Raw genomic sequence first — 19,461 nt, 5'->3', positions numbered from 1 at the left:
CGTGGCAGCAGCGAGCTTTACCAGATTGGGCATTGAGCCCACCAGCGACCAGAAGGCCATCCGCCGCGCCTATGCGGCGGCGCTCAAGCGGATCGACCAGGCCGCTGACCCGGAAGGCTTTGCCATCCTGCGCGGCGCATACGAGCATGCGCGATCCTGGGCCGACATACAGATCGAGGAAGGGGAATCCGCCGCTTGCAGTGCGTTGCCTTTGTCCGACGCGCCGCAAGCGGGACCTGACGCAGCGCCGGGGGACACGCCCGAGTTCGCGCCCGAGTCCGGGATGGAAGCGGTCCCGAGGCAAGCACCGCCAGCGCATGCGCAGGAGCCAGGGCCAGCGGTTCAAGCAGAATGGTTTCCGCCATCCCGAGAGGAACTGGAAGCAGGTATCGAGCACTGGACCCGCCGTCTGATGCAGGCGCCCGATGACGAGGTTGCGCAGATGCTCGCTAGCGCCCTGGCTGACCGCCGGCTAGACCATCTGGAGGGCAGGGACGCTCTGGCCTGGAGCCTGGCCCGGGCGATGCGCCTGCAGCCGGACGGCCGCCTGGCGCTCTTCAATGGCGCGCGCCGGGCGTTCGACTGGAACGGCCTGAGCGCGCCATTTCCGCAGGACCAGGACCTCTCCGATTGGGTCGACATGCTGTTGGACCAGATGGAACAGTACAGCCAGCTGCCGCCGCCCCTGCGTGTGCGCCTGGATGCAGTCCTTAGGTTGGCGCACAGATGGGCTGAGCCGAATCTTGTGCAGGCGTACTTGCATGGACGGGATTTCGCGCAATTGCTGAGCATTGCGCCTCATTTGTCGGTGCTGGATCTGGGGTGGGCGCGCATCGAGGCATGGCGCACGACTTCGGCGCGCTTTGACCGCGGCCGGAACGCGTTGCGGTGGTTGGCGGCCAACAAGCTGAAGATGGTGCTTGCGGCGATTTGCGTCATGGGATTGGTTTTGATGTACCGGGACGCGCGCGACGGCACGACCTACGAGAAGCCAGGGCCGACCCGGGAGCAATTGGCAAATGGCCTGGTGACCGTGCATGCGCAACGCGCGGCGCCCGAAGTTCAGCCGTGCCAGGTGCGATCTCCGCTTTCGCCACCGCTGGGATGTCCCGCGGCGCAGACGGGTCAGGCCTCGCCTGAGCCATGGCCGATGGCCATGCCCAAGGCGCTGTTCATTACCGGAGCTCCCGCGCTCTCCTATCCGCCGCAGGCCAAGTCGGCTGGGGCCAAGGGCACAGTCTGGGTACGTGTGATGCTGGATGTTCAGGGGAAGGTGCTGCGTAGCGCGCTGATTTTCCCCTCAGGGAACAGCACCTTGGATCAGGCCGCCGTCGTAGCCTCGAGCGGGGTGCGAATGATGCCCGCAATCCAGGATGGCAACGCCGTACCGAGCCAGGCGGTGCTTGTGTTCAGCTATGAGATCGCCGCTCCCTGAATCCGGTACTGACGTGCAGTTCAGATTGCGATGAAAAAAGGAGATTGACAGTATGGGTCTCATCGACCCTGGGACGGTCAATTCACGACCCGCGACGCCAAGTCAGTACGCAACACGTGAATGCCGGACGCCAGGAATCATGGAGGCCTTGAGCCTTGTCTTGCAGGTCCGGACCTGCGATCTGATGCCGCTACAAGAATAGGTAAATACGAGTCCAGAAAAACTCAGGATAGAAGAAAAAGCCCCAACCTAGAATTCAAAAAAATGAGGCTGATGGCCTGCTGGAAGGCCACTCGGATATTGGCGTTATTCGGGGTTTTGGGGATCATGAAGTTCATCAGAAAAATATCATATGCCCTGAAGCGGGCGGCTTTCCGGGCTTCTCCGGCTCTTGCCAAGACGCTAGGCGTCGATTTCCGGCTGAGGGTGCCTAGCCGGATGTTCATGGAGCAAGAAGTCTTCGACTACGTCAATGAACATTTCCGGCGCGGCGCGGCGGCGCCGGCGGCCAGATGCCTTTTCATCGGTCTGGACAAGCACAACTGGCACTATGACCGGTTGCTGGATCTGGACTTCTATTCGATAGACCTGAATCCGCGCAACGCCGCCTACGGCCCGCCCAACAGGCACGTGGTGGGTTCGGCGACTGAACTGTCTTCGTACTATCCGCCGCATGGCTTTGATGTGGTGTTCGCTAACGGACTGATCGGCTTCGGCCTGGATACGGAAGACGCATTCAATCAGTTGATGTTTGAATGCCATCACGTGCTGGCCGACGATGGGATGTTGGTGCTCGGCTATAACGACAAGCCCGATCGCCTGAGCTTCAAGGTCGAGCAGGCCAAGGGCTTTCAGGTCTTCAAGACATTCGAACCCGGCATAACGGGGATGACGGGCGCGCGCCACGTCGTGGCGGACGGGTTCCAGCATTGTTATGTGTTCTTGAGACCGCGGCGCCTTGGACTGGCGCAGCAGGGGCTGGCCTGGTAGGGGCATCGGAAAGCGCGGGGCTGCGTCAGGCCGGCCCGCCATTTCAAAAACGTAATCCCGCTATCCGCTTTCTGTCCGCATCGCTTTCCTAGAATTTGATCGTGCAGTCCCCTCCACGATACATAGGAAGCAAACATGCAGATTATCCGCAAAGCCGCATTGATCCTGGCGCTGTCGGCCGCCGCTACCGGCACGGCGCTGGCGCAGTCCGCGCCGCCGCCCGCTGGGTTGGCCAATCCTTATGGTCCCTCGTTGACGCGCGCCGAAGTGCTGGCCGATCTGGCGCTTTGGAAGCGCGCGGGCGTGGACCGCTTCTGGCGCGGCGAAGAGACGCCGGATATTTACAGCCCGCAGTACAAGGCCGCATTTACGGAGTATTTCCGCCTGCGTTCGGGGCCGGAGTACCAGGCTGAAGTACAACGCCAGAACGCGTCGGGGCGATAGCCGCCGGCGCGGCAGGGCGAGCCCGGCGTGGCTGAATCCTCCGTGATCAATCCCCCCGAGTCCAGCCCCAGGTTGCAGCTTGCCGACCTGGAGCTGGACTTATTGCGCTGCCGCGCCTACCGTGGCCGGCAGTTCCTGCAGCTCACGCCCAAGGAATTCGGTTTGCTGGCTTTTCTGATGCAGCGGCCCGGGGTCGTGTGCGTGGAATGGGAGCTGGCCGAGCAGGTCTGGAAAATGAAGCTGCATATCCACGACAAACGCAATTTCAAGTCGCATGCGGTTGCGGTCGCGATGCGCAGGTTGCGCAGGAAGGTCAACGCAGGGCCGGGGCCCAAGCTGCTGCACACGATGCGGGGCGGCAGCTACATGCTGGCGGCGCGGCCCTTGTGATCAGCGCACGCATGCGAGCCCGGCAACCGCGCGGCATCAGAAAAAGCGCGCGCTGGAAGGGCGCGCGGCGATCATCTGGCCTTCCCTTCGCGGAGAGGGCGCAATCAAGGGATTCCCTGCATACAGCGTCTTATGAAACCTTGCGTTAGAACCGGTGGCGGATGCCCATGTTCACTTCAGTCGCCTTGACGTTGTCCTGGAACGCCCAGTTGGTGGTGTAGGACGCCACGGCATAGAGATCGGTCCGCTTGGACAGGTTGTAGTTGTAGCCGAGGCTATAGGTGTTGCTGGCGGCGTCACCGCCCGTGAGCTGCTTGCTGTTGGCGTCGGCGCGCTGCCATGACGCGAATGCGCCGCCGGATCTGCCGACGGGAACGGCCAGAGCCAGCATGTAGGCATTCGAGCGGAAGCCTTTGACGAAGGCGTAGGAAGGTGTGCCGGTAAAGCCGCCGATGCTGCCGCCATTGGGGAAACCTTTGCCTGCGAACCAGCCATCGCTCATGCGGTTGTAGGCCAGGGCCACCTTGACGACTTCGAAGTCGTAGGAGCCGCCGACGATGTAGGAGCGCGGCGTGGCGTCGGTCTGGCTTGGGCTCAGCTTGTTCGAGGCATTGAGCTGGTCGTAGGTGGCAAAACCCATGATGGGGCCGTTGTCATAGCGCAGGCCGGCCGAGATGGCGCGGGTGTTGTCGGCCGTGGCGAAACCGGTCTGGGCGAGGCGGCGGTCGTCGGCGTTGAAGGCGTAGCCGATGGCGCCCGTGAAGCCGCCCATCGACGGGGTTTCATAGACGACCAGGTTGTCGTAGCGCACGAAGTTGGCCGAGCTGAAGCCCAGGCCTGCGCCGGTGTTCAACTGATTGAAGCCGCCGCCGAACGACGAGCCGAACATGCCGGTGAAGTAGCGCGAGGCAATGTTGTATTGCCGACCCAGGCGTACCCCGCCCCAGTCGGCGCTGCCCAGGGCCACAGTGGCTTCGCGGCCGAACAGGCGGCCGCTTTGCAGCGAGTTGCCGTTGCGGCTGTCGTAGCCGGACTCCAGCTGGAAGAGCACGTACAGGCCGTCGCCCAGGTCTTCCTTGCCGCGCAGGCCCCAGCGCGAACCGGCGGTGGTGCCGGTGGTGGATCCGATGCGGCTGCTGTCGACGCGGGTGCGGTTGCCGGTGGCGGGATCGGTGTAGGCGCCATCGACGTTGGCATAGCCGATGCCGGTGTCGATAAGGCCATAGAGCGTGACGGAAGAGGGCTGCGCATAGGCGGCGCCGGACAGTGCCGTGGCGACCGCCGCGGCATATAGCTTTTTCATGGGGGACTCCGTGAGCGGGGAAGATCGATATGCGTCTACCGACCGGAAGCCACGGGAACCATGTCTTCTGGCGGATTGGCGGGGCCAGTGTGCAGGCCGTCGCCCGACAATCCGCGGTCATTGGAATTACAAATCCGATCGTCCCGCCGTCACGGTTCTGTCATGTCCGCATGGGTCGGGCGTCCCGTGCGCCATGCTCGCCTGCCTTATCCCTCCAATCCCCCCAGATCCGGCGGCCGGTTCTCGATGATGGCCTCCATGCTGAAGAACCCCGTCACCGTGGAAAGCTCGAAATCCGTGATCAGCTTCTGGTAGAAGCGGTCGTACCCGGCCATGCCGCGGCAGACCACCTTGATCAGGTAGTCCCAGTCTCCGCCGATGCGATAGAACTCTGTCACTTCGGGCAGGCGTTCCACGTGCTGGCGAAATCCGTCGGCCCAGGCCTTGGCGTGGTGGCTGGTGCGGATCATTACGAATACCGTCAGGTCCAGCCCCAGTTCGACCAGATTGACCTCGGCGCGGGTGCCGCGAATGATGCCGCAGGCGTTCAGGCGCTGCAGCCTGCGCCAGCAGGCGTTTTGCGACAGCCCGACGCGATCGGCCAGCTCGCGCTGCGACAGCGCGCCATCCTTTTGCAGGCAGGAGATGATATTCAGGTCAAATTTATCTATTTTTTCCATATAAAAGATCAATTGACCCAATTTATGAGGTTTTAGGCAAAATTTAGGTGAGGTTTCAAATTTCTTTACATCGTATGATATTTCGGTGTGCCCAGGAACATCCCCGACATGAATACGCCTACCAAAACGACCCCCGCCAAGATCACGCCGTTGCAGCAATTCCTAGAAAGCCTGAAGACGGCCGACGTCGCCGCGGCGCTGGCCGAAGGGCTGATCGGCAAGGATGCGGTGGTCGATGGCCCCTATGGCGTCAAGCCGCTGGTGTACGCCGATTACGTGGCGTCCGGCCGGGCGTTGATGCAGGTCGAGCGTTTCATTCTTGAGCAGGTGCTGCCGTACTACGCCAACTCGCATACCGAGGCTTCCTACTGCGGCGGCTTCATTACCCGGTTGCGCCGCGAGGCGCGCGCGGCGATTGCGCGGTGCTGCGGCGCGAGCGATGAGCACGCCGTGATTTTTGCGGGGTCGGGCGCGACGGCGGGCATCAACCGGCTGGTGCACCTGTTCGGCGTGCGCGAGGCCATCGCCGCGGGCCGCCAGGTGCGCGTCATCATCGGCCCCTACGAACACCATTCCAATATCCTGCCGTGGCGCGAATGCGGCGCGGAAATCGTCGAGCTGGCGGAAAGCCCGGCAGGCGGCCCCGACCTGGCGCAGCTGGACGCGGCGCTGCAAGCCGGGGAGGGCGCGCTGGTCATCTGCGCGCTGTCGGCGGCTTCGAACGTGACGGGCATCGTGGCGGACGTGGCGGAAGTGACCCGGCGCGTCAAGGCCGCTGGCGCGAAGATGCTGTGGGACTACGCAGGCGGCGCGCCCTATCTGACGATCCGGATGACGCCTGCTGCCGACGCGGCGATCGACGCGATTGTTTTTTCGCCGCACAAGTTCATCGGCGGTCCGGGCGCGTCGGGCGTGCTGATCGTGCGCCGCGACGCGGTGCTGGACACCAAGCCCACCTGGCCCGGCGGCGGCACGGTGCGCTTCGTTTCGCCCGCGGGCCACGACTACAGCGGCAGCCTGGAAGCGCGCGAGGAAGCGGGCACGCCCAACGTGGTGGGCGATATCCGCGCGGCGCTGGTGCTGCTGGTGAAGGAAGCCCTGGGCGCCGAGTTCATGCGCCAGCGCAATCAACACTTCGTAGAGCGCGCGCTGGCCAGGTGGCAGGGCGCCGAGCAGCTGGAGCTGCTGGGTTCGCTGACGGCGGCACGCCTGCCGATCTTCTCGTTCCGGGTGCGCAACGGCCGCGGCGGTTTCGTGCACCAGCAACTGGTGACGCGCATGCTGAGCGACCGCTTCGGCATCCAGGCGCGCGGCGGCTGCGCCTGCGCGGGACCCTATGTGCATCGCCTGCTGGATATCGGCGCGGATGAGTCGCAGCAGATGCGCCAGGCCATCCTGGATGGCCGGGAAATGGAAAAGCCAGGCTTCATCCGCCTGAACTTCAGCGTGCTGCTGCCGGACGAGAAGGCCGATTTCATCCTGGATTCGGTGCTGGCGCTGGCCGCGGACGCGACCGAGTTCGAGCATCGCTACGGTTTCGATCCGAGCCGTGCGATTTTCTTCCCGCACAGCGCCGAAAAGCAGGCCGCCTGAGCCATGCGCCCGCCGCCTGGCGGGCCGCTCAGTCTTTCATGTGCAGGCCGCAGGTTCTGATCCATGCGGCCTTTTTGTCGGCCAATTCCTCGGACGCGTCGCTTAGCGCGCGCGCCATCTTTGCCGGGAACTCCACGCCTTTGCGGCGGCAGGCCTCGAAGTCGTCGACCAGGGCGTACCTGGCATCCAGCAGGTCCAGGCGGCCCTGGCACAGCTCGCGATTCAATTGCAGATCGTTGGATGCTTCGCGCGTGCGCTGCACGTCCTGCGCGTGGTCGATGCGCGCCTGCTCCGCCTGGACCTGCGCAACGCATTCTTGCGCGACGGCGGGGGCGCTGGCGGCGCAGAGGAGCAGGATGGCGAGGGAGCGGCGGTCAAGAACGGCCATGCGGGGATACCTTGGGAATGCGACTGAATGGGCAGCATCATAACTGGGGGGAGCATCGGCCCGCCGGAGCGGCAGCTCCGTGCGAATCCGTTGTCGCCAGATGCTTCCAGATCGCCTCGGCCACTGTCTGCGGCGCGATGGTGGCCATGTCGCCTTTTACTGTGGCCTCTACCGGGTACAACCAGGGTACGTACCGCAATGCGGGAGTGGCGCCGAACAGTCCTATCGTCGGGATTCCGTGGGCCGCTGCAATGTGCATGCCCATGCTGTCGTTGGAGACAAACACCGAACAGCTCGCGATCAGTGCCTGGCTATCGCATATGTCCTTGGCCTGTTGCGTCGCATCCAACAAAGTTATGGATTCGGGTAGCAAGCTGCGAATTTCTTGTGCAATGTCCTGGACATCGCTGCCGCCCACCAATACAAAACGCAGTCCGCCATCCCGCGCATGCAAGATGCGCGCCACTTGCGCAAAAGCCCTGCCGCTATAGCGTTTACAGGGTATCGAACCATTCAAGCCGAATCCAATCGTGCGGGATTGCGCATGGCAGAACTGCATGGCCTTGCTGCTCGCCGAATCCGTACAGAACAGCGAGGGATAGCGCGGTTCAAACTGATAGCCTGCCTTCGCATACAGCAACGGCAGCCATGTATAGATGTCAGGGTGCGGGGTCCCTTTGCGGCGTACCCAGATGCGATGCGTGAGCAGCGCTGCAAGATGCGGCTGGTGCATGCGTACGAAACCGATACGTTGCGGAATTCCCGCCAGGCGGGCCGCCAACGCAATGTGAGTACGGAAGGTAAAGAGAAACAGACTGTCGTAGGCGCGGTCCGCCAGTATCTGTTTCACCCGCGTGATGCGCTCCCAACCTCGCAAACGGTTCTCCGAACGCAGAGAGATGACTTCCTTCACGTACGGCTGAGCGCGGAACAGTTCCTGTGCTGACTCATTTTGAGTCATCAGCAATGAAACGGTCCCTCCGGCTTGTTCGGCCAGCGCTCGGACAAAAACCATGCTGAGCACTCCGTCGCCGATGCCGCCGGAAATATAAATCGCACAATTTCGCGCTGTACTACGGGAGACGGAAGAGGCGGCAGGCATGGCATCCAATAAAAATACGCTCACTGCATTTTCAAAAAAGATATCGAACTTCGAATCTATTAGTCTGGTGGAGGTATGTTTATTGGTCGCGTAGTGTTTTGTATTAAATGTTCGAAAAAGTTATGCGCGATGGCGCCCGGATGAGGTGATGGTACATGGGTTGCGGTGAGTGTGGGAAGCGCCCCATGCCGCCTGCGTCCGACGCCAAGGCTACTGGTCGGATACCCAGTTTACGGTTATCTAAAACTCGCCTACTGTGCTTTACATATCAACGACTTACAAGCGCTGCACGGCGCCATCGAATTACACGGTCGGAGATAGAAATTTCTGTTTTATCAACAAGTTACGTTGGAGATGAAAGAGAATGACCGATACCCTCATCAAGGTCGACCTGGCCCAATCCCCCTACGAGAACGCGCATATCCACAATCGCTGGCATCCGGATATTCCGATGGCCGTGTGGGTCAAGCCCGGGGATGACTTCGTGCTGGAAACCTATGACTGGACCGGCGGCGCGATCAAGAACGATGACAGCGCCGACGACGTCCGCGACGTGGACCTGTCCACGGTGCACTTTCTTTCGGGGCCGGTGGGCGTGGAAGGGGCCGAGCCCGGCGACCTCTTGGTGGTGGACCTGCTGGACATCGGCGCCAAGCCGGACAGCCTGTGGGGGTTCAATGGCTTCTTCAGCCGCAACAACGGCGGCGGCTTCCTGACCGAGCATTTTCCGCATGCGCAGAAATCCATCTGGGATTTCCATGGCATGTTCACCTCGTCGCGCCATATTCCCGGCGTCAACTTCGCCGGGCTGATCCATCCCGGGCTGATCGGCTGCCTGCCGGACAAGAAGCTGCTGGACACCTGGAACCGGCGCGAACAGGCGCTGATCGACACCAATCCCAACCGCGTGCCGCCGCTGGCCAATCCGCCCGCGCCGAAGACGGCGCACATGGGCGCCATGCAGGGCGCGGCGCGCGACAAGGCGGCGGGCGAAGGGGCGCGCACGGTGCCGCCGCGCGAGCATGGCGGCAACTGCGACATCAAGGACCTGTCGCGCGGCGCGCGGGTGTTCTTCCCGGTCTACGTGAAGGGCGGCGGCCTGTCGGTGGGCGACCTGCATTTCTCTCAGGGCGACGGCGAGATCACGTTCTGCGGCGCCATTGAAATGGCGGGTTGGGTGCACATGCGCGTGTCGCTGATCAAGGGCGGCATGGAGAAGTACGCGATCAAGAACCCGATCTTCAAGCCCAGCCCGATCACGCCGGCCTACAAGGACTTCCTGATCTTCGAAGGCATTTCGGTGGACGAGTCCGGCAAGCAGCACTACCTGGACGTCAACGTCGCGTACCGGCAAGCCTGCCTTAACGCCATCGAGTACCTGAAGAAGTTCGGCTATTCGGGCGCCCAGGCGTATTCGCTGCTGGGCTGCGCGCCGGTGCAGGGGCATATCAGCGGGGTGGTGGACATCCCCAACTCCTGCGCCACGTTGTGGCTGCCGACGGAGATCTTCGACTTCGACATCCAGCCGTCGGCGTCCGGCCCCGTCAAGCACATCCAGGGCGGCGTGGACATGCCGCTGTCGCGCGACCGCTAGGAGCCATCCCATGCCCATGTATGACTATGCCTGCGGCGATTGCGGCGAGTTTGCGGCGCTGGTGCCCCTGGCCAGGTGGCGCGATCCCGCCGCCTGCCCGCAATGCGGCGTGATGTGCGGCCGCATCCTGGGGGGAGCGCCGGCGATCTCGGCGCTGTCGTCCGCCGTGAACCGGGCGCGCGCGGTCAACGAGCGCAGCGCCCACGAACCGCGCAGCTCGCGCTCCGGCCATGGCATGAACTGCGGATGCTGTTCCGGCGGCAAGGCGGCCGGCAAGACGCGCACCACGCCGGATGGGGCGAAATCGTTCGCGGGCGCAAGGCCCTGGATGATCAGCCACTGAGGACGCGCCGCCGGCGTGCAAAGGCCCCGCTTGCGCGGGGCCTTGTTTTTGCGGGGCGGGAGCAGCGGGCTCAGGCTTGCAGCGGCGCCACCGCGGCGCCCTGGATCTTGTGGCGGGCCAGGGCTTCGGCGACGAAGCCCGATTTCTTCATGGCCTCGACGAAGGCGGCCAGGTAGGCGCTGGCCTTGTCGCCGCGGCTCTTGGGCACGCCCATGGCCTGCCGGATCAGCATGAAGTGGCCGTCCAGCAGGCGCAGACCGCCCAGGCGCTGCGCGTCGGCTTCAAGCTGCTGCTTCACGCCTGCGGCGACTTCCATGTTTTCCTGCATGAAGGTGTCGACGACGGCGGGCGAGGTGGGCGCGCGGAAGATCTCCGCCTGCTTGAGTTCCCGCGTAAGGTACAGGTCGTAGGCACTGCCCTTGCCGACCACCACGCGCTGGCCCTTGCGGTCCACCTCGTCCATGCTCGCGATGGGCGAATCCTGGCGCACCAGGTACGCGCCTTCGATCACCACGTAGGGCGCGGTGAAGGCGATCTGCGCGCCGCGCAGCGGATCGATGGCGAAGAAGCCTACGTCGGCCTCTTCGGCAGCCACGGCGTTGACGGATTCACCGGCCGACTTGAACACCACCAGCTCCAGCTGGACGTCCAGGCGCCGCGCCAGTTCCGTGGCCAGGTCGACCGAGACGCCGCCGGCCTGGCCGGTGACGGGGTCGGCGTGCGCCAGGATGGGATTGCCCAGGTTGATGGACGCGCGCAGCGCGCCGGTGGGGGCGAAGGCGGAAAGCAGCTCGTGGTCGGTCTTCATGGTTTCCTTGGGCGGAGAGGGCCCCGCGCGTGGGCGCGGATGTTGCGGCAAGCATAGCCGCAAGCGCGCGCGTTGCGCGATGCCTTATTGCGCGCGGCGCAGCACGTAGTGGGGGGCCAGCGGGCCGGTCGGGCGGGTGCCGTCGCGGTACAGCATGGTCACCTGGTTTTCGCCGACGAAGTAGCGCTGGCTGTCGCCGGACGCATCCAGACGGATGGTGCTGCCGTCGGACTCCCAGCTGAATGAACCCGTGACGACCTCGGGTTGCGGCTGGCGGTCCAAATACTGGGTCTGTCTTTGGTAGCGGCCGTCCTGTTCGAGCGTCAGACGGGTACGGATGCCCGGGCAGTCGGCGCAGGGCAGGGTGCCCTCGTAGCTGCCGGCCCAGTCCAGCGAATCGCGGGCGGTGTGGCTGTCGACGGGGGCGGAACCGCCGGCGCCGGGCCGGGTGGGCGCGCAGCCGGCGAGCAGGGCTAGCGTCAGGGCGCAGGTCAGGGTGGTTTTCATCATGGCGAGCTCCTGTTTGGCAAACCGGTCACGATACGGACAGTAACGGGGCTGTGCTGAAACGGGATGTAAAGCGCAAGGGCCGGTCGCGGCCGCGCATGCGCTACGCTACCTTACTTTCCAGGCGCACCCGCCCGGGCCTCCCTCTTGAACAGGACGATTCCGATGAAAGGCGAACACCGTTACAACGTCACCGTCGACTGGACCGGCAACACCGGCTCGGGCACGTCCAGCTACGCGGCCTATTCCCGCGACCACCTGATCCGAGCGGCGGGCAAGCCCGATGTGCCGGGATCGTCCGACCCGGCCTTTCGCGGCGATCCCGCGCGCTGGAATCCCGAGGACATGCTGGTGGCGTCGCTGTCCGCGTGCCACAAGCTCTGGTATCTGCACTTCTGCGCGGTCGAAGGGGTGACGGTGGAGGCCTACCGCGACGAGGCCGAAGGCGTCATGGTCGAGGATCGCGAGCGCGGCGGCGCCTTCAGCGCCGTCACCCTGCGTCCCGAAGTGACCATCCGCGCTGGCGACGACGCGGCGCTGGCGGCCGAACTGCACGAGCGCGCGCATCATTTCTGCTTCATCGCCAATTCGGTCAACTTCCCGGTGCGTTGCGAACCGCGCATCGTGCACGCTGCCTGAGGACTATCGTCATGCTGACCATTTGGGGACGCCGCAGTTCGTTCAATGTGCAGAAGGTGTTGTGGCTGGCGGGAGAGCTGGGCCTGGAGTACGAGCATGTGCTGGCCGGCGGCCAGCACGGGCTGCTGGACACGGCCGAGTTCCGCGCCATGAATCCGCACGGCAAGGTGCCGCTGCTGCGCGATGGCGCGACCACGGTCTGGGAGTCCCATGCCATCCTGCGCTATCTGGCCGCGCGCGACGGCGCCGGCCGCTTCTGGGCGGACGACCCCGCGCAGCGGGCCGGCGCCGACGGCTGGATGGACTGGGCCCAGACCGCCTTGCAGCCTGCCTTTCTGACCGGCGTGTTCTGGGGCTATTACCGCACCCCCGAGGCGCAGCGCGACACGGCGGCCATCGAGCGCGCCATCGCCGCCACGCATGCCTGCCTGCGGCAACTGGACCGCGCGCTGGCGGACCGCCCGTATCTGGGCGGCGAAACCCTGGGCCTGGCCGACATTCCCGCCGGCACCACGCTCTACCGCTACTTCGAAGTGGACATTCCGCATCCGTCCATGCCCCATCTGCAGGCCTGGTACGAGCGCCTGCAGGCCCGTCCCGCCTATCGCGAACATGTGATGGTGCCGTTCGGGGAATTGCGCGGGCGGCTGGCTTTCTAGGCCGGATTTACAAATTTTCCGGCGGGCGATGTCACATCGTGGCAGGCTGTCTCGTCCTAGGGGTAATGGCGCCGCATCCCGCGGCGCATGCCTGCCTTGCCGGAGACACGCCATGAGCACCGCCCGCCTGAACGCCTACACCGCCTCGCCCAAGGCCATGAAGGCCATGATCGCCCTGAACGACTTTGTCGAGGGCTGCGGCCTGGAACACAGCCTGCTTGAACTGGTGAAGATGCGCGCTTCGCAGATCAACGGCTGCGCCTACTGCCTGCACATGCATTCCACCGATGCCCGCAAGCAGGGCGAGAGCGAAATGCGCCTGTACCTGCTGGATGCCTGGCGCGAATCCTCGCTGTACAGCGAACGCGAGCGCGCCGCGCTGGCGTGGACGGAGGCGTTGACCCGGCTTGCCGACACCCGCGCGCCGGACGCCGACTATGCCGAAATGGCCAGGCATTTCAGCGAGGAAGAGCAGGTCAACCTGACGGTCGCCATCAACATGATCAACAGCTGGAACCGCATCGCCGTCGGGTTCCGCTCGCAGCATCCCAAGCACTGAGGCCCGGCTGTATGAGCGCGTCCGCCATTCCTGGTGCCGTGGCCGATTTCGAGCCCCATCGCAAGCACCTGCAGGGCCTGGCTTACCGCATGCTGGGGTCATGGGCAGAGGCCGAGGACATCGTGCAGGACGCCTGGCTGCGCTGGCGCGACGCGGACCGCGCTCAAGTCGAGACGCCGCGCGCCTTCCTCTCGCGCACCGTCACGCGGCTGTGCCTGGACCAGCTGAAGTCGGCGCGCGTGCGGCGCGAGGAGTACGTGGGGCCATGGCTGCCGGAACCCTTGCCTGATGCGGGCAGTTATGAGGCGCCGGGGGCGGGGGAGATTGCGCACGATCTGTCGGTGGCGCTGATGCTGGCGCTGGAGCGCCTGTCCGCACTGGAACGGGCCGCTTTCCTGCTGCACGATGTGTTCGACATACCGTTCGCGGAGATTGCGGCGACGCTGGGCCGCAACGAGGCCGCCTGCCGCCAGTTGGCCGCGCGGGCGCGCAGCCGCGTGCGCGATGCGCGCCCGCGGTTCGTGGTGACGGAACGGGAAGGCGCGCGCATCGCCGATGCATTCTGGCAGGCGTCGCGCGCGGGTGACGTGGATGCTCTGCGCAGCCTGCTGGCGCAGGATGCCGTGCTGCATGCCGACGGCGGCGGCAAGAAGCTGGCCGTATTCAGACCCATCCTGGGCAGCGACAAGATCGCGCGCTTTTTCGCCGGCCTGGCGAAAAAACCCAGCGGCCAGTTCCTGGACGCCGTGGTGACCCAATTGAACGGCATGCCGGGCGTGCTGGCGACCGAACTGGACGGCCTGCCGCGGTCCACCACGCTGGAGGTGCGCGACGGCAGGATCGCCGCCATCTATATCGTGCGCAACCCTGATAAGCTGCGCCATGTCGCGGCGCTGTCGCCGCAGCCGGCCGCGCCCCAGGATGATTCCGCACCTCACTGACTACCCGCAGGACCTGCCCGAACTCGGATTGGATGGCTTGCGGCTGCGCCCATTGCGGGAAGCGGACGCCGACGATTGGCATGCGTATCTGCGCGACGAGGCGGTCACGCGCCATACCAGCTGGCAGTTGGACGGGCCGGATACGCTGGTCCGCCTGATCCGCGGTTATGGTCAGCCGGCGGCATCGCACAGCCTGCGCCTGGCCATCGTCACGGGGGGCGGCGCTTTGGCAGGCACCATAGGCTTGAACGAGATCGCTGCGTCCGCGCGGCGCGCGGAAATCGCCTATGACGTCGCGCCGCTTTACTGGCGGCGTGGCATCGCCACGCGCGCCTGCGTGTCCGTGACCGAGTGGGCCTTGCGCGAGCTGGGCTTTGCGCGCATCCAGGCCACGGTGCTGGATACGAACGTGGCGTCGGCCGGCGTGCTGGAGCGCTGCGGTTTTCAACGCGAAGGGCTGCTGCGGCGCTACCGCCTGGTGCGCGGCGAACCTCGCGATTTCTGGATGTACGCGCGCGTCAACGCCGCGCAGGGCTGAAGCCCAATCATTTTGAGGAACCCATGACAACCGCTTTGATCGTGATAGACGTGCAGCGCGCGCTGTTCGAGACGATTCCCGCGCCCGCCGATGCCGAGGCCGTGTTGGCGCGCATCAATGCGCTGACCGAACGCGCCCGCAAAGCAGGCGCGCCCGTCATCTACGTGCAGCACGAAAGCCCTGGCAGCGCCATGGACCACGGCCTGCCGGGCTGGCAGCTGGACTTGCGGCTGCAACCAGCGGATGGCGACGTCCGCGTGCGCAAGACTACGCCGGACTCTTTCCTGCGCACCGGTCTTGCCGATGCGCTGACTCAGGCCGGCGCCACGCAACTGGTTGTGTGCGGCTACGCCAGCGAGTTCTGCGTGGACACGACCGTGCGCCGCGCGGCGGCGCTGGGCTACCCCGTCACGCTGGCCGCCGACGCCCACACCACTCAGGACAAGCCGCATGCGCCGGGCGCGCAGATCCGCGCGCATCACAACGCGACCTTGTCGTCCATCTCCAGTTTCGGCGTGAAGATCGCCGCCGTGCCCGCGGCGGACATCGTCTTCGGCGCCGCGACGGCGCGGTGAGCTCCATGGATCCCGAGCTGTTGTCGCTGCTGGTCACGCGCACCATGCCTTTCGGCAAGTACCAGGGGCGCCTGATCGCCGACCTGCCCGGACCATATCTGGCCTGGTTCGCGCGCAAGGGCTTTCCGCCGGGCGAGCTGGGGCGCCTGCTGGCCTTGATGCACGAGCTGGACCACAACGGACTTTCGTCATTGCTGGCGCCGCTGCGCCAATCCGCGCCGAGGAAGTAGGGCGGCCCGCGTAGGGCGGCCTGGCGGGGAAACCGCGGGAAACAACTGTGGCGGATTGTGTAGCGTCTTGGCACGCCGCACGCTGGCGGCCGGGGATACGATAGGGCGGCGTGTCCAGGGCTGCGGTCCGCGTCCTGGATGTCAGTTCATTGAAAAGAGGTCGTCATGAAGAAACTCCACATTTCCGCCTTCCTGCTTGCCGCCCTGTGCGCGGCCGGCGCCGTGCAGGCGCAGAATGCGGCGCCCGTCACGCAGGAATACCAGTACCCCAGCGTACGCTCAAAGGATGGCAGCCTGTCGCCGCCTTCCACGCTGCGCATGACGGTCACGCCCGAATCCGGCTCCGCGCCCGCGGTCATCCGCGACACGCCGGAAAGCCAGGCCCAGTACGTGCGTTGCCGTGAAGTGTCGGACCGCGCCGCCGTGTCGAACGCGCAGATGCAGGCCGGCGTGGCGCAGTGCCTGAAAGAGCTGGAGCAGCGCCGCCAGCAGTAAGAAGTGCACGGGCCGCCCAACGGGCGGCTTTCCGTTCTGGTCAACCGGTAATAATATTCAATCTCATCAACAGCGCTGCCCGCCGCGACGGAGCCGCCATCTTGACCGCCGCCCATCCCGAACCTGATTGGACCGTATCGGCCGCCACGCCCGCCATGTCGCTGGCGGGCGGCACGCTGCGCTTCGGTCGCGACGAGCGCGTGCAGGAGCGCCTGGAGCCGGGCCTGAAGCTGGTGCTCGTGCTGGACGGGGACCTGCGCTACAGCGTGCGCGGCGCCGCGCCCACCCGCGTAAGCGGGCCCGCGCTGCACCTGAGCGTGTGCCAGGACGCCATGGGCATGGAGCATGAGTTCGGCGCGCATCAGTCCTTGCGCTTCGTGTCCTTGCGCACGGGCCTGGACCATCTGCGCGAGGCCTTTTCCGTGGATCCGGCCCACTTGGCGGGCCTGCTGCGCGCGCCGCGGGCCGTAGGCGCCTACGCCGAGGCCAATATGCGGGCGGACCGCAAGCTGGAGGCCCTGGGCCACCAGATGCTGGCCTGCCCGGTGCAGGGCGCGCTCAAGCGCATGTACCTCTCGGCCAAGGCGCTGGAACTGGCCGCGCTGGCCCTGGGCGCGCTGCAGCCGGCGGAGCAGGTCGCGCCCATTCGCGGCCTGACGCGCGCCGACGTGGAACGCCTGCAATACGCGCGCGACCTGGTGGCGGCGAACCTGCAGGATCCGCCGTCCCTGCCCGAACTGGCGCGGCGCGCGGGCGTGAACGTCAACAAGCTCACCACCGGCTTTCGCAAGCTGTTTGGCCAGAGCGTCTACGCCTACGTGCGTGAACGACGCATGGAGCAGGCCCAGGTCCTGCTGGCCGAAGGCGCCTATACCGTATCCGAGGCGGCCTACGCCTGCGGCTATACCGATTCGCACTTCACCAAGGCGTTCCTGCGCCGCTACGGCGTGCTGCCCAGCAGCGTCGGGCCGGGCCGCTGAGGCGTCGAAACTTCCGCAATCGCCAGCAAGACTTCCGCAATCGCCAGCGCACGGCTGCCGTCATTCCTAGAATTACTTGAGAATTATTCTCAATAAAGTTCTAAGAGGACAGGCAGTGCGAAAACAGGTGAAAACGGGGGCGCCGCGCAGGAACGCGGCGCGGGCGCAGCATTGGCCGCTGTGGCTTGCGGTGGCGGTGACGGTGGCGCCAGCGCAGGCGCAGGAGGCCGCGTCGCTGCCGGCGGTGACGGTCAGCGGCGAGGGCGTGGCGCAGGACACGGCGACCCTCGGCAAGCTGCCGCTGACGCTGCGCGAGATTCCGCAGTCGGTGACGGTGATCGGGCAGGAGCGGATGCGCGAGCAGAACCTGCAAAGCCTGGACGAGGTGATGCAGCACGCCACCGGCATCACGGTGCAGCCCTATCAGCTGCTGACCACCGCGTACTACGCGCGCGGCTTCAAGGTGGATTCGTTCGAGCAGGACGGCGTGCCGGTGCTGATGGGCAATATGGCGGCATCGCCTCAGGACATGGCGGTGTACGAACGCGTGGAGATCCTGCGCGGCGCCAACGGCCTGATGCATGGCGCAGGCAATCCCGCCGCCACGGTGAACCTGGTGCGCAAGCGGCCGCAACGCGAGTTCTCGTTCAGCGGTTCCCTCAGCGCTGGAAGCTGGGACCGCTACCGCGCGGAGGCCGACCTGGGCGGTCCGTTGAACGATAGCGGCAGCGTGCGCGGCCGCATCGTCGGCGCCATGGAGGACCGCGGCTATTTCTATGACGTCGCGGATCAGCAGTCGGCCCTGCTCTACGCCATAGGCGAGGTGGACCTGGGGCCGGACACGGTGCTGTCCGCCGGCCTGCAGACCCAACGCATCCGCTCTACCACCAACATGGCCGGCGTGCCGCGCTACAAGGACGGCGGCGATATCGGCCTGAAGCGTTCGACCTACCTGGACGTGGCCTGGGACCGCTTCAACTGGGATACGACGCGCGTGTTCGCGGACCTGGAGCATCGCTTCGGCCAAGGCTGGAGCGCCAAGATCAGCGCCAATTACCTGACTGCGGACAGCAACCTGAAGTACGCCGGCGCCTATGGCGCGATAGACCGCCAGACCGGGCTGGGTTCCTCCTTGATGGGCGCGGCCTACAAGTTCGAAAACACGCAGGCCAGCGTGGACGCCTATGTCGGCGGCCCGGTGCAACTGTTCGGCCGGCGCCATGAACTATTGCTGGGCGGCAATGCCCAGCGCACTACGTCCGAGCAATACAGCGCGGACCTGACGCCCTATCCGAACGTGCCGGTCAACGTCTTCGACTGGGATCCGCACAGCGTGCCCGAGCCTGGCGTGGGGCCATACACCTCGCCCGGCGAAACGCGGCTCAAGCAGCAGGGCGTTTACGGCATGGGCCGCTTTTCGCTGGCCGATCCGGTGACGTTGGTGCTGGGCGGACGCATGAGCTGGTGGAACCAGAGCGCGCCTCGCGCGCGCCAGCGCATTGATCCGGAGTTCACGCCGTATGGCGGATTGATCGTGGACCTCGACCGTCAGTGGTCGCTATATGGCAGCTATGCGCAGGTCTTCCAGCCGCAGGGCGAGCTGACGCGCGACGGCAAGCCGCTGGATCCCATTACCGGCACCAACTACGAGGCCGGCGTCAAAGGCGAGCTGGCGGACGGCGCCTTGAACGTGTCGCTGGCCGTGTTTCAGATCCAGCAGAAGAACCGCGCGCAGGAGGACCCCGCCTGGCCGTGCGTGGGCCGCAACTGCTACTACATCTCGGGCGGGGAAGTGCGCAGCCGCGGCGTCGAGGCCGAAGCCTCCGGCAGCATTACGCCCTATTGGACAGTGGCCGCGGGCTACACCTTCAACACCAGCAAGTACCTGACGGATTCGGAATCCGGCGGACAGCCGTTCGCGCGCTTCACGCCCAAGCACATCTTCCGCCTATGGACCAACTATGCCTTGCCCGGCCTGGAGCGGCGGCTGAGCGTGGGCGGCGGGCTGCAAGTGCAGTCGGGCTACTCCGCGGTGTCCGGCCCCGTCACGCTGCGCCAGGGCGGCTATGCGCTGGTGGACCTGCGCATGGCGTACCGGGTGGACAAGCACGTGACCGCGGCGCTCAACGTCAACAACCTGTTCGACCGCGGCTATTACCAGAGCCTGTCGGGCACGGCCTGGAACAACCGCTATGGCGAGCCCCGCAACGTCATGCTGACCCTGCGCGCCGAATACTGATGACCCGCGGCGGGCGCCGTCCGCGCGCG

General features: G+C 65.4%; 23 protein-coding genes. 17 read left to right on the top strand and 6 right to left on the bottom strand.

Annotated elements, in window-relative coordinates; all coding sequences use genetic code 11:
* Nucleotide 1 precedes the first annotated feature (1 nt).
* The 4 genes from ACM1PE_RS17025 (at nucleotide 2) to ACM1PE_RS17010 (ending at nucleotide 3,259) form a co-directional block, all read left to right on the top strand.
* Nucleotides 2-1,435, top strand: coding sequence for an energy transducer TonB (locus ACM1PE_RS17025; protein ID WP_419340558.1), 1,434 nt, complete (start codon nucleotides 2-4; stop codon nucleotides 1,433-1,435).
* Nucleotides 1,436-1,762: 327 nt separating this feature from the next.
* Complete coding sequence (locus ACM1PE_RS17020) at nucleotides 1,763-2,425, top strand: class I SAM-dependent methyltransferase (RefSeq protein ID WP_280015081.1); 663 nt, start codon at nucleotides 1,763-1,765, stop codon at nucleotides 2,423-2,425.
* Between the two features lie 135 nt (nucleotides 2,426-2,560).
* Nucleotides 2,561-2,869 (top strand): DUF4148 domain-containing protein, encoded by a 309-nt coding sequence (locus tag ACM1PE_RS17015; protein ID WP_059379970.1) that lies wholly within the window; start codon nucleotides 2,561-2,563, stop codon nucleotides 2,867-2,869.
* 27 nt (nucleotides 2,870-2,896) lie between these two features.
* Nucleotides 2,897-3,259, top strand: a complete 363-nt coding sequence (locus tag ACM1PE_RS17010; RefSeq protein WP_419340557.1) for a winged helix-turn-helix domain-containing protein — start codon at nucleotides 2,897-2,899, stop codon at nucleotides 3,257-3,259.
* 145 nt (nucleotides 3,260-3,404) lie between these two features.
* Here ACM1PE_RS17010 and ACM1PE_RS17005 read toward each other — a convergent pair whose 3' ends face one another.
* The gene (locus ACM1PE_RS17005; RefSeq protein WP_118934345.1) at nucleotides 3,405-4,562 is read right to left on the bottom strand and encodes a porin; all 1,158 of its coding nucleotides are present in this window, start codon (nucleotides 4,560-4,562) and stop codon (nucleotides 3,405-3,407) included.
* A gap of 206 nt (nucleotides 4,563-4,768) precedes the next feature.
* A complete protein-coding gene (locus tag ACM1PE_RS17000; RefSeq protein WP_054452588.1) occupies nucleotides 4,769-5,242 on the bottom strand; it encodes an Lrp/AsnC family transcriptional regulator in 474 nt (157 codons plus the stop codon).
* 108 nt (nucleotides 5,243-5,350) lie between these two features.
* Here ACM1PE_RS17000 and ACM1PE_RS16995 point away from each other — a divergent pair, with 108 nt between their 5' ends.
* Nucleotides 5,351-6,835, top strand: a complete 1,485-nt coding sequence (locus tag ACM1PE_RS16995) for an aminotransferase class V-fold PLP-dependent enzyme (RefSeq protein ID WP_059379967.1) — start codon at nucleotides 5,351-5,353, stop codon at nucleotides 6,833-6,835.
* A 28-nt stretch (nucleotides 6,836-6,863) separates the two neighbouring features.
* On the opposite strand, the gene ACM1PE_RS16990 is transcribed toward ACM1PE_RS16995, so the two are convergent.
* Entirely contained in the window at nucleotides 6,864-7,223 is a 360-nt protein-coding gene (locus ACM1PE_RS16990; protein ID WP_419340556.1) for a hypothetical protein, read from the bottom strand.
* 37 nt (nucleotides 7,224-7,260) lie between these two features.
* On the bottom strand, nucleotides 7,261-8,349 hold the full coding sequence (locus ACM1PE_RS16985) for a glycosyltransferase family 9 protein (RefSeq protein ID WP_240633426.1): 1,089 nt from the start codon (nucleotides 8,347-8,349) through the stop codon (nucleotides 7,261-7,263).
* 340 nt (nucleotides 8,350-8,689) lie between these two features.
* Between ACM1PE_RS16985 and fmdA the strand changes: the two genes are divergently transcribed.
* Both fmdA and ACM1PE_RS16975 read left to right on the top strand, forming a co-directional pair.
* Complete coding sequence (gene fmdA / locus ACM1PE_RS16980; protein ID WP_419340555.1) at nucleotides 8,690-9,919, top strand: formamidase; 1,230 nt, start codon at nucleotides 8,690-8,692, stop codon at nucleotides 9,917-9,919.
* 10 nt (nucleotides 9,920-9,929) lie between these two features.
* Nucleotides 9,930-10,262 (top strand): zinc ribbon domain-containing protein, encoded by a 333-nt coding sequence (locus ACM1PE_RS16975; protein WP_118934339.1) that lies wholly within the window; start codon nucleotides 9,930-9,932, stop codon nucleotides 10,260-10,262.
* A gap of 70 nt (nucleotides 10,263-10,332) precedes the next feature.
* Here ACM1PE_RS16975 and ACM1PE_RS16970 read toward each other — a convergent pair whose 3' ends face one another.
* Together ACM1PE_RS16970 and ACM1PE_RS16965 are read right to left on the bottom strand one after the other, a co-directional pair.
* Nucleotides 10,333-11,070 carry an ABC transporter substrate-binding protein gene (locus tag ACM1PE_RS16970; protein WP_118934338.1) on the bottom strand — a complete coding sequence of 246 codons (738 nt, stop codon included), beginning with the start codon at nucleotides 11,068-11,070 and terminating at the stop codon, nucleotides 10,333-10,335.
* Between the two features lie 84 nt (nucleotides 11,071-11,154).
* Complete coding sequence (locus tag ACM1PE_RS16965; protein WP_059379961.1) at nucleotides 11,155-11,580, bottom strand: copper resistance protein NlpE; 426 nt, start codon at nucleotides 11,578-11,580, stop codon at nucleotides 11,155-11,157.
* A 162-nt stretch (nucleotides 11,581-11,742) separates the two neighbouring features.
* Here ACM1PE_RS16965 and ACM1PE_RS16960 point away from each other — a divergent pair, with 162 nt between their 5' ends.
* From ACM1PE_RS16960 to ACM1PE_RS16915, 10 genes are all read left to right on the top strand, one after another.
* Complete coding sequence (locus ACM1PE_RS16960; RefSeq protein ID WP_059379960.1) at nucleotides 11,743-12,216, top strand: OsmC family protein; 474 nt, start codon at nucleotides 11,743-11,745, stop codon at nucleotides 12,214-12,216.
* 11 nt (nucleotides 12,217-12,227) lie between these two features.
* A complete protein-coding gene (locus tag ACM1PE_RS16955; protein ID WP_059379959.1) occupies nucleotides 12,228-12,875 on the top strand; it encodes a glutathione S-transferase family protein in 648 nt (215 codons plus the stop codon).
* A gap of 112 nt (nucleotides 12,876-12,987) precedes the next feature.
* Entirely contained in the window at nucleotides 12,988-13,434 is a 447-nt protein-coding gene (locus ACM1PE_RS16950) for a carboxymuconolactone decarboxylase family protein (protein WP_059379958.1), read from the top strand.
* 11 nt (nucleotides 13,435-13,445) lie between these two features.
* On the top strand, nucleotides 13,446-14,375 hold the full coding sequence (locus ACM1PE_RS16945; protein ID WP_419340554.1) for a sigma-70 family RNA polymerase sigma factor: 930 nt from the start codon (nucleotides 13,446-13,448) through the stop codon (nucleotides 14,373-14,375).
* Entirely contained in the window at nucleotides 14,356-14,913 is a 558-nt protein-coding gene (locus ACM1PE_RS16940; RefSeq protein ID WP_419340553.1) for a GNAT family N-acetyltransferase, read from the top strand. The genes ACM1PE_RS16945 and ACM1PE_RS16940 overlap by 20 nt, the downstream gene beginning before the upstream one ends.
* A gap of 23 nt (nucleotides 14,914-14,936) precedes the next feature.
* Nucleotides 14,937-15,488, top strand: a complete 552-nt coding sequence (locus tag ACM1PE_RS16935; RefSeq protein ID WP_419340552.1) for a cysteine hydrolase family protein — start codon at nucleotides 14,937-14,939, stop codon at nucleotides 15,486-15,488.
* Between the two features lie 5 nt (nucleotides 15,489-15,493).
* Nucleotides 15,494-15,718 carry a DUF3820 family protein gene (locus ACM1PE_RS16930; protein ID WP_059379955.1) on the top strand — a complete coding sequence of 75 codons (225 nt, stop codon included), beginning with the start codon at nucleotides 15,494-15,496 and terminating at the stop codon, nucleotides 15,716-15,718.
* Between the two features lie 165 nt (nucleotides 15,719-15,883).
* Complete coding sequence (locus ACM1PE_RS16925) at nucleotides 15,884-16,213, top strand: hypothetical protein (RefSeq protein WP_059379954.1); 330 nt, start codon at nucleotides 15,884-15,886, stop codon at nucleotides 16,211-16,213.
* Between the two features lie 101 nt (nucleotides 16,214-16,314).
* Nucleotides 16,315-17,193 (top strand): helix-turn-helix transcriptional regulator, encoded by an 879-nt coding sequence (locus ACM1PE_RS16920; protein WP_419340551.1) that lies wholly within the window; start codon nucleotides 16,315-16,317, stop codon nucleotides 17,191-17,193.
* A gap of 190 nt (nucleotides 17,194-17,383) precedes the next feature.
* The gene (locus ACM1PE_RS16915) at nucleotides 17,384-19,432 is read left to right on the top strand and encodes a TonB-dependent siderophore receptor (RefSeq protein WP_419343846.1); all 2,049 of its coding nucleotides are present in this window, start codon (nucleotides 17,384-17,386) and stop codon (nucleotides 19,430-19,432) included.
* Nucleotides 19,433-19,461: the final 29 nt, after the last annotated feature.

The sequence above is a fragment of the Achromobacter sp. PD1 genome (genome assembly GCF_048541815.1).
Lineage (GTDB): Bacteria > Pseudomonadota > Gammaproteobacteria > Burkholderiales > Burkholderiaceae_B > Achromobacter > Achromobacter bronchisepticus_A.
This window is presented reverse-complemented; position numbering and strand designations above follow the sequence as displayed.

Excerpts from the sequence above, each read along its gene's own strand:
- ACM1PE_RS17020 (WP_280015081.1), top strand. The coding sequence starts at position 1,763 with ATGAAGTTCATCAGAAAAATATCATATGCCCTGAAGCGGGCGGCTTTC.
- ACM1PE_RS17015 (WP_059379970.1), top strand. The coding sequence starts at position 2,561 with ATGCAGATTATCCGCAAAGCCGCATTGATCCTGGCGCTGTCGGCCGCC.
- ACM1PE_RS17005 (WP_118934345.1), bottom strand. The coding sequence starts at position 4,562 with ATGAAAAAGCTATATGCCGCGGCGGTCGCCACGGCACTGTCCGGCGCC.
- ACM1PE_RS17000 (WP_054452588.1), bottom strand. The coding sequence starts at position 5,242 with ATGGAAAAAATAGATAAATTTGACCTGAATATCATCTCCTGCCTGCAA.
- ACM1PE_RS16995 (WP_059379967.1), top strand. The coding sequence starts at position 5,351 with ATGAATACGCCTACCAAAACGACCCCCGCCAAGATCACGCCGTTGCAG.
- ACM1PE_RS16990 (WP_419340556.1), bottom strand. The coding sequence starts at position 7,223 with ATGGCCGTTCTTGACCGCCGCTCCCTCGCCATCCTGCTCCTCTGCGCC.
- fmdA (WP_419340555.1), top strand. The coding sequence starts at position 8,690 with ATGACCGATACCCTCATCAAGGTCGACCTGGCCCAATCCCCCTACGAG.
- ACM1PE_RS16975 (WP_118934339.1), top strand. The coding sequence starts at position 9,930 with ATGCCCATGTATGACTATGCCTGCGGCGATTGCGGCGAGTTTGCGGCG.
- ACM1PE_RS16970 (WP_118934338.1), bottom strand. The coding sequence starts at position 11,070 with ATGAAGACCGACCACGAGCTGCTTTCCGCCTTCGCCCCCACCGGCGCG.
- ACM1PE_RS16965 (WP_059379961.1), bottom strand. The coding sequence starts at position 11,580 with ATGATGAAAACCACCCTGACCTGCGCCCTGACGCTAGCCCTGCTCGCC.
- ACM1PE_RS16960 (WP_059379960.1), top strand. The coding sequence starts at position 11,743 with ATGAAAGGCGAACACCGTTACAACGTCACCGTCGACTGGACCGGCAAC.
- ACM1PE_RS16955 (WP_059379959.1), top strand. The coding sequence starts at position 12,228 with ATGCTGACCATTTGGGGACGCCGCAGTTCGTTCAATGTGCAGAAGGTG.
- ACM1PE_RS16950 (WP_059379958.1), top strand. The coding sequence starts at position 12,988 with ATGAGCACCGCCCGCCTGAACGCCTACACCGCCTCGCCCAAGGCCATG.
- ACM1PE_RS16945 (WP_419340554.1), top strand. The coding sequence starts at position 13,446 with ATGAGCGCGTCCGCCATTCCTGGTGCCGTGGCCGATTTCGAGCCCCAT.
- ACM1PE_RS16940 (WP_419340553.1), top strand. The coding sequence starts at position 14,356 with ATGATTCCGCACCTCACTGACTACCCGCAGGACCTGCCCGAACTCGGA.
- ACM1PE_RS16935 (WP_419340552.1), top strand. The coding sequence starts at position 14,937 with ATGACAACCGCTTTGATCGTGATAGACGTGCAGCGCGCGCTGTTCGAG.
- ACM1PE_RS16930 (WP_059379955.1), top strand. The coding sequence starts at position 15,494 with ATGGATCCCGAGCTGTTGTCGCTGCTGGTCACGCGCACCATGCCTTTC.
- ACM1PE_RS16925 (WP_059379954.1), top strand. The coding sequence starts at position 15,884 with ATGAAGAAACTCCACATTTCCGCCTTCCTGCTTGCCGCCCTGTGCGCG.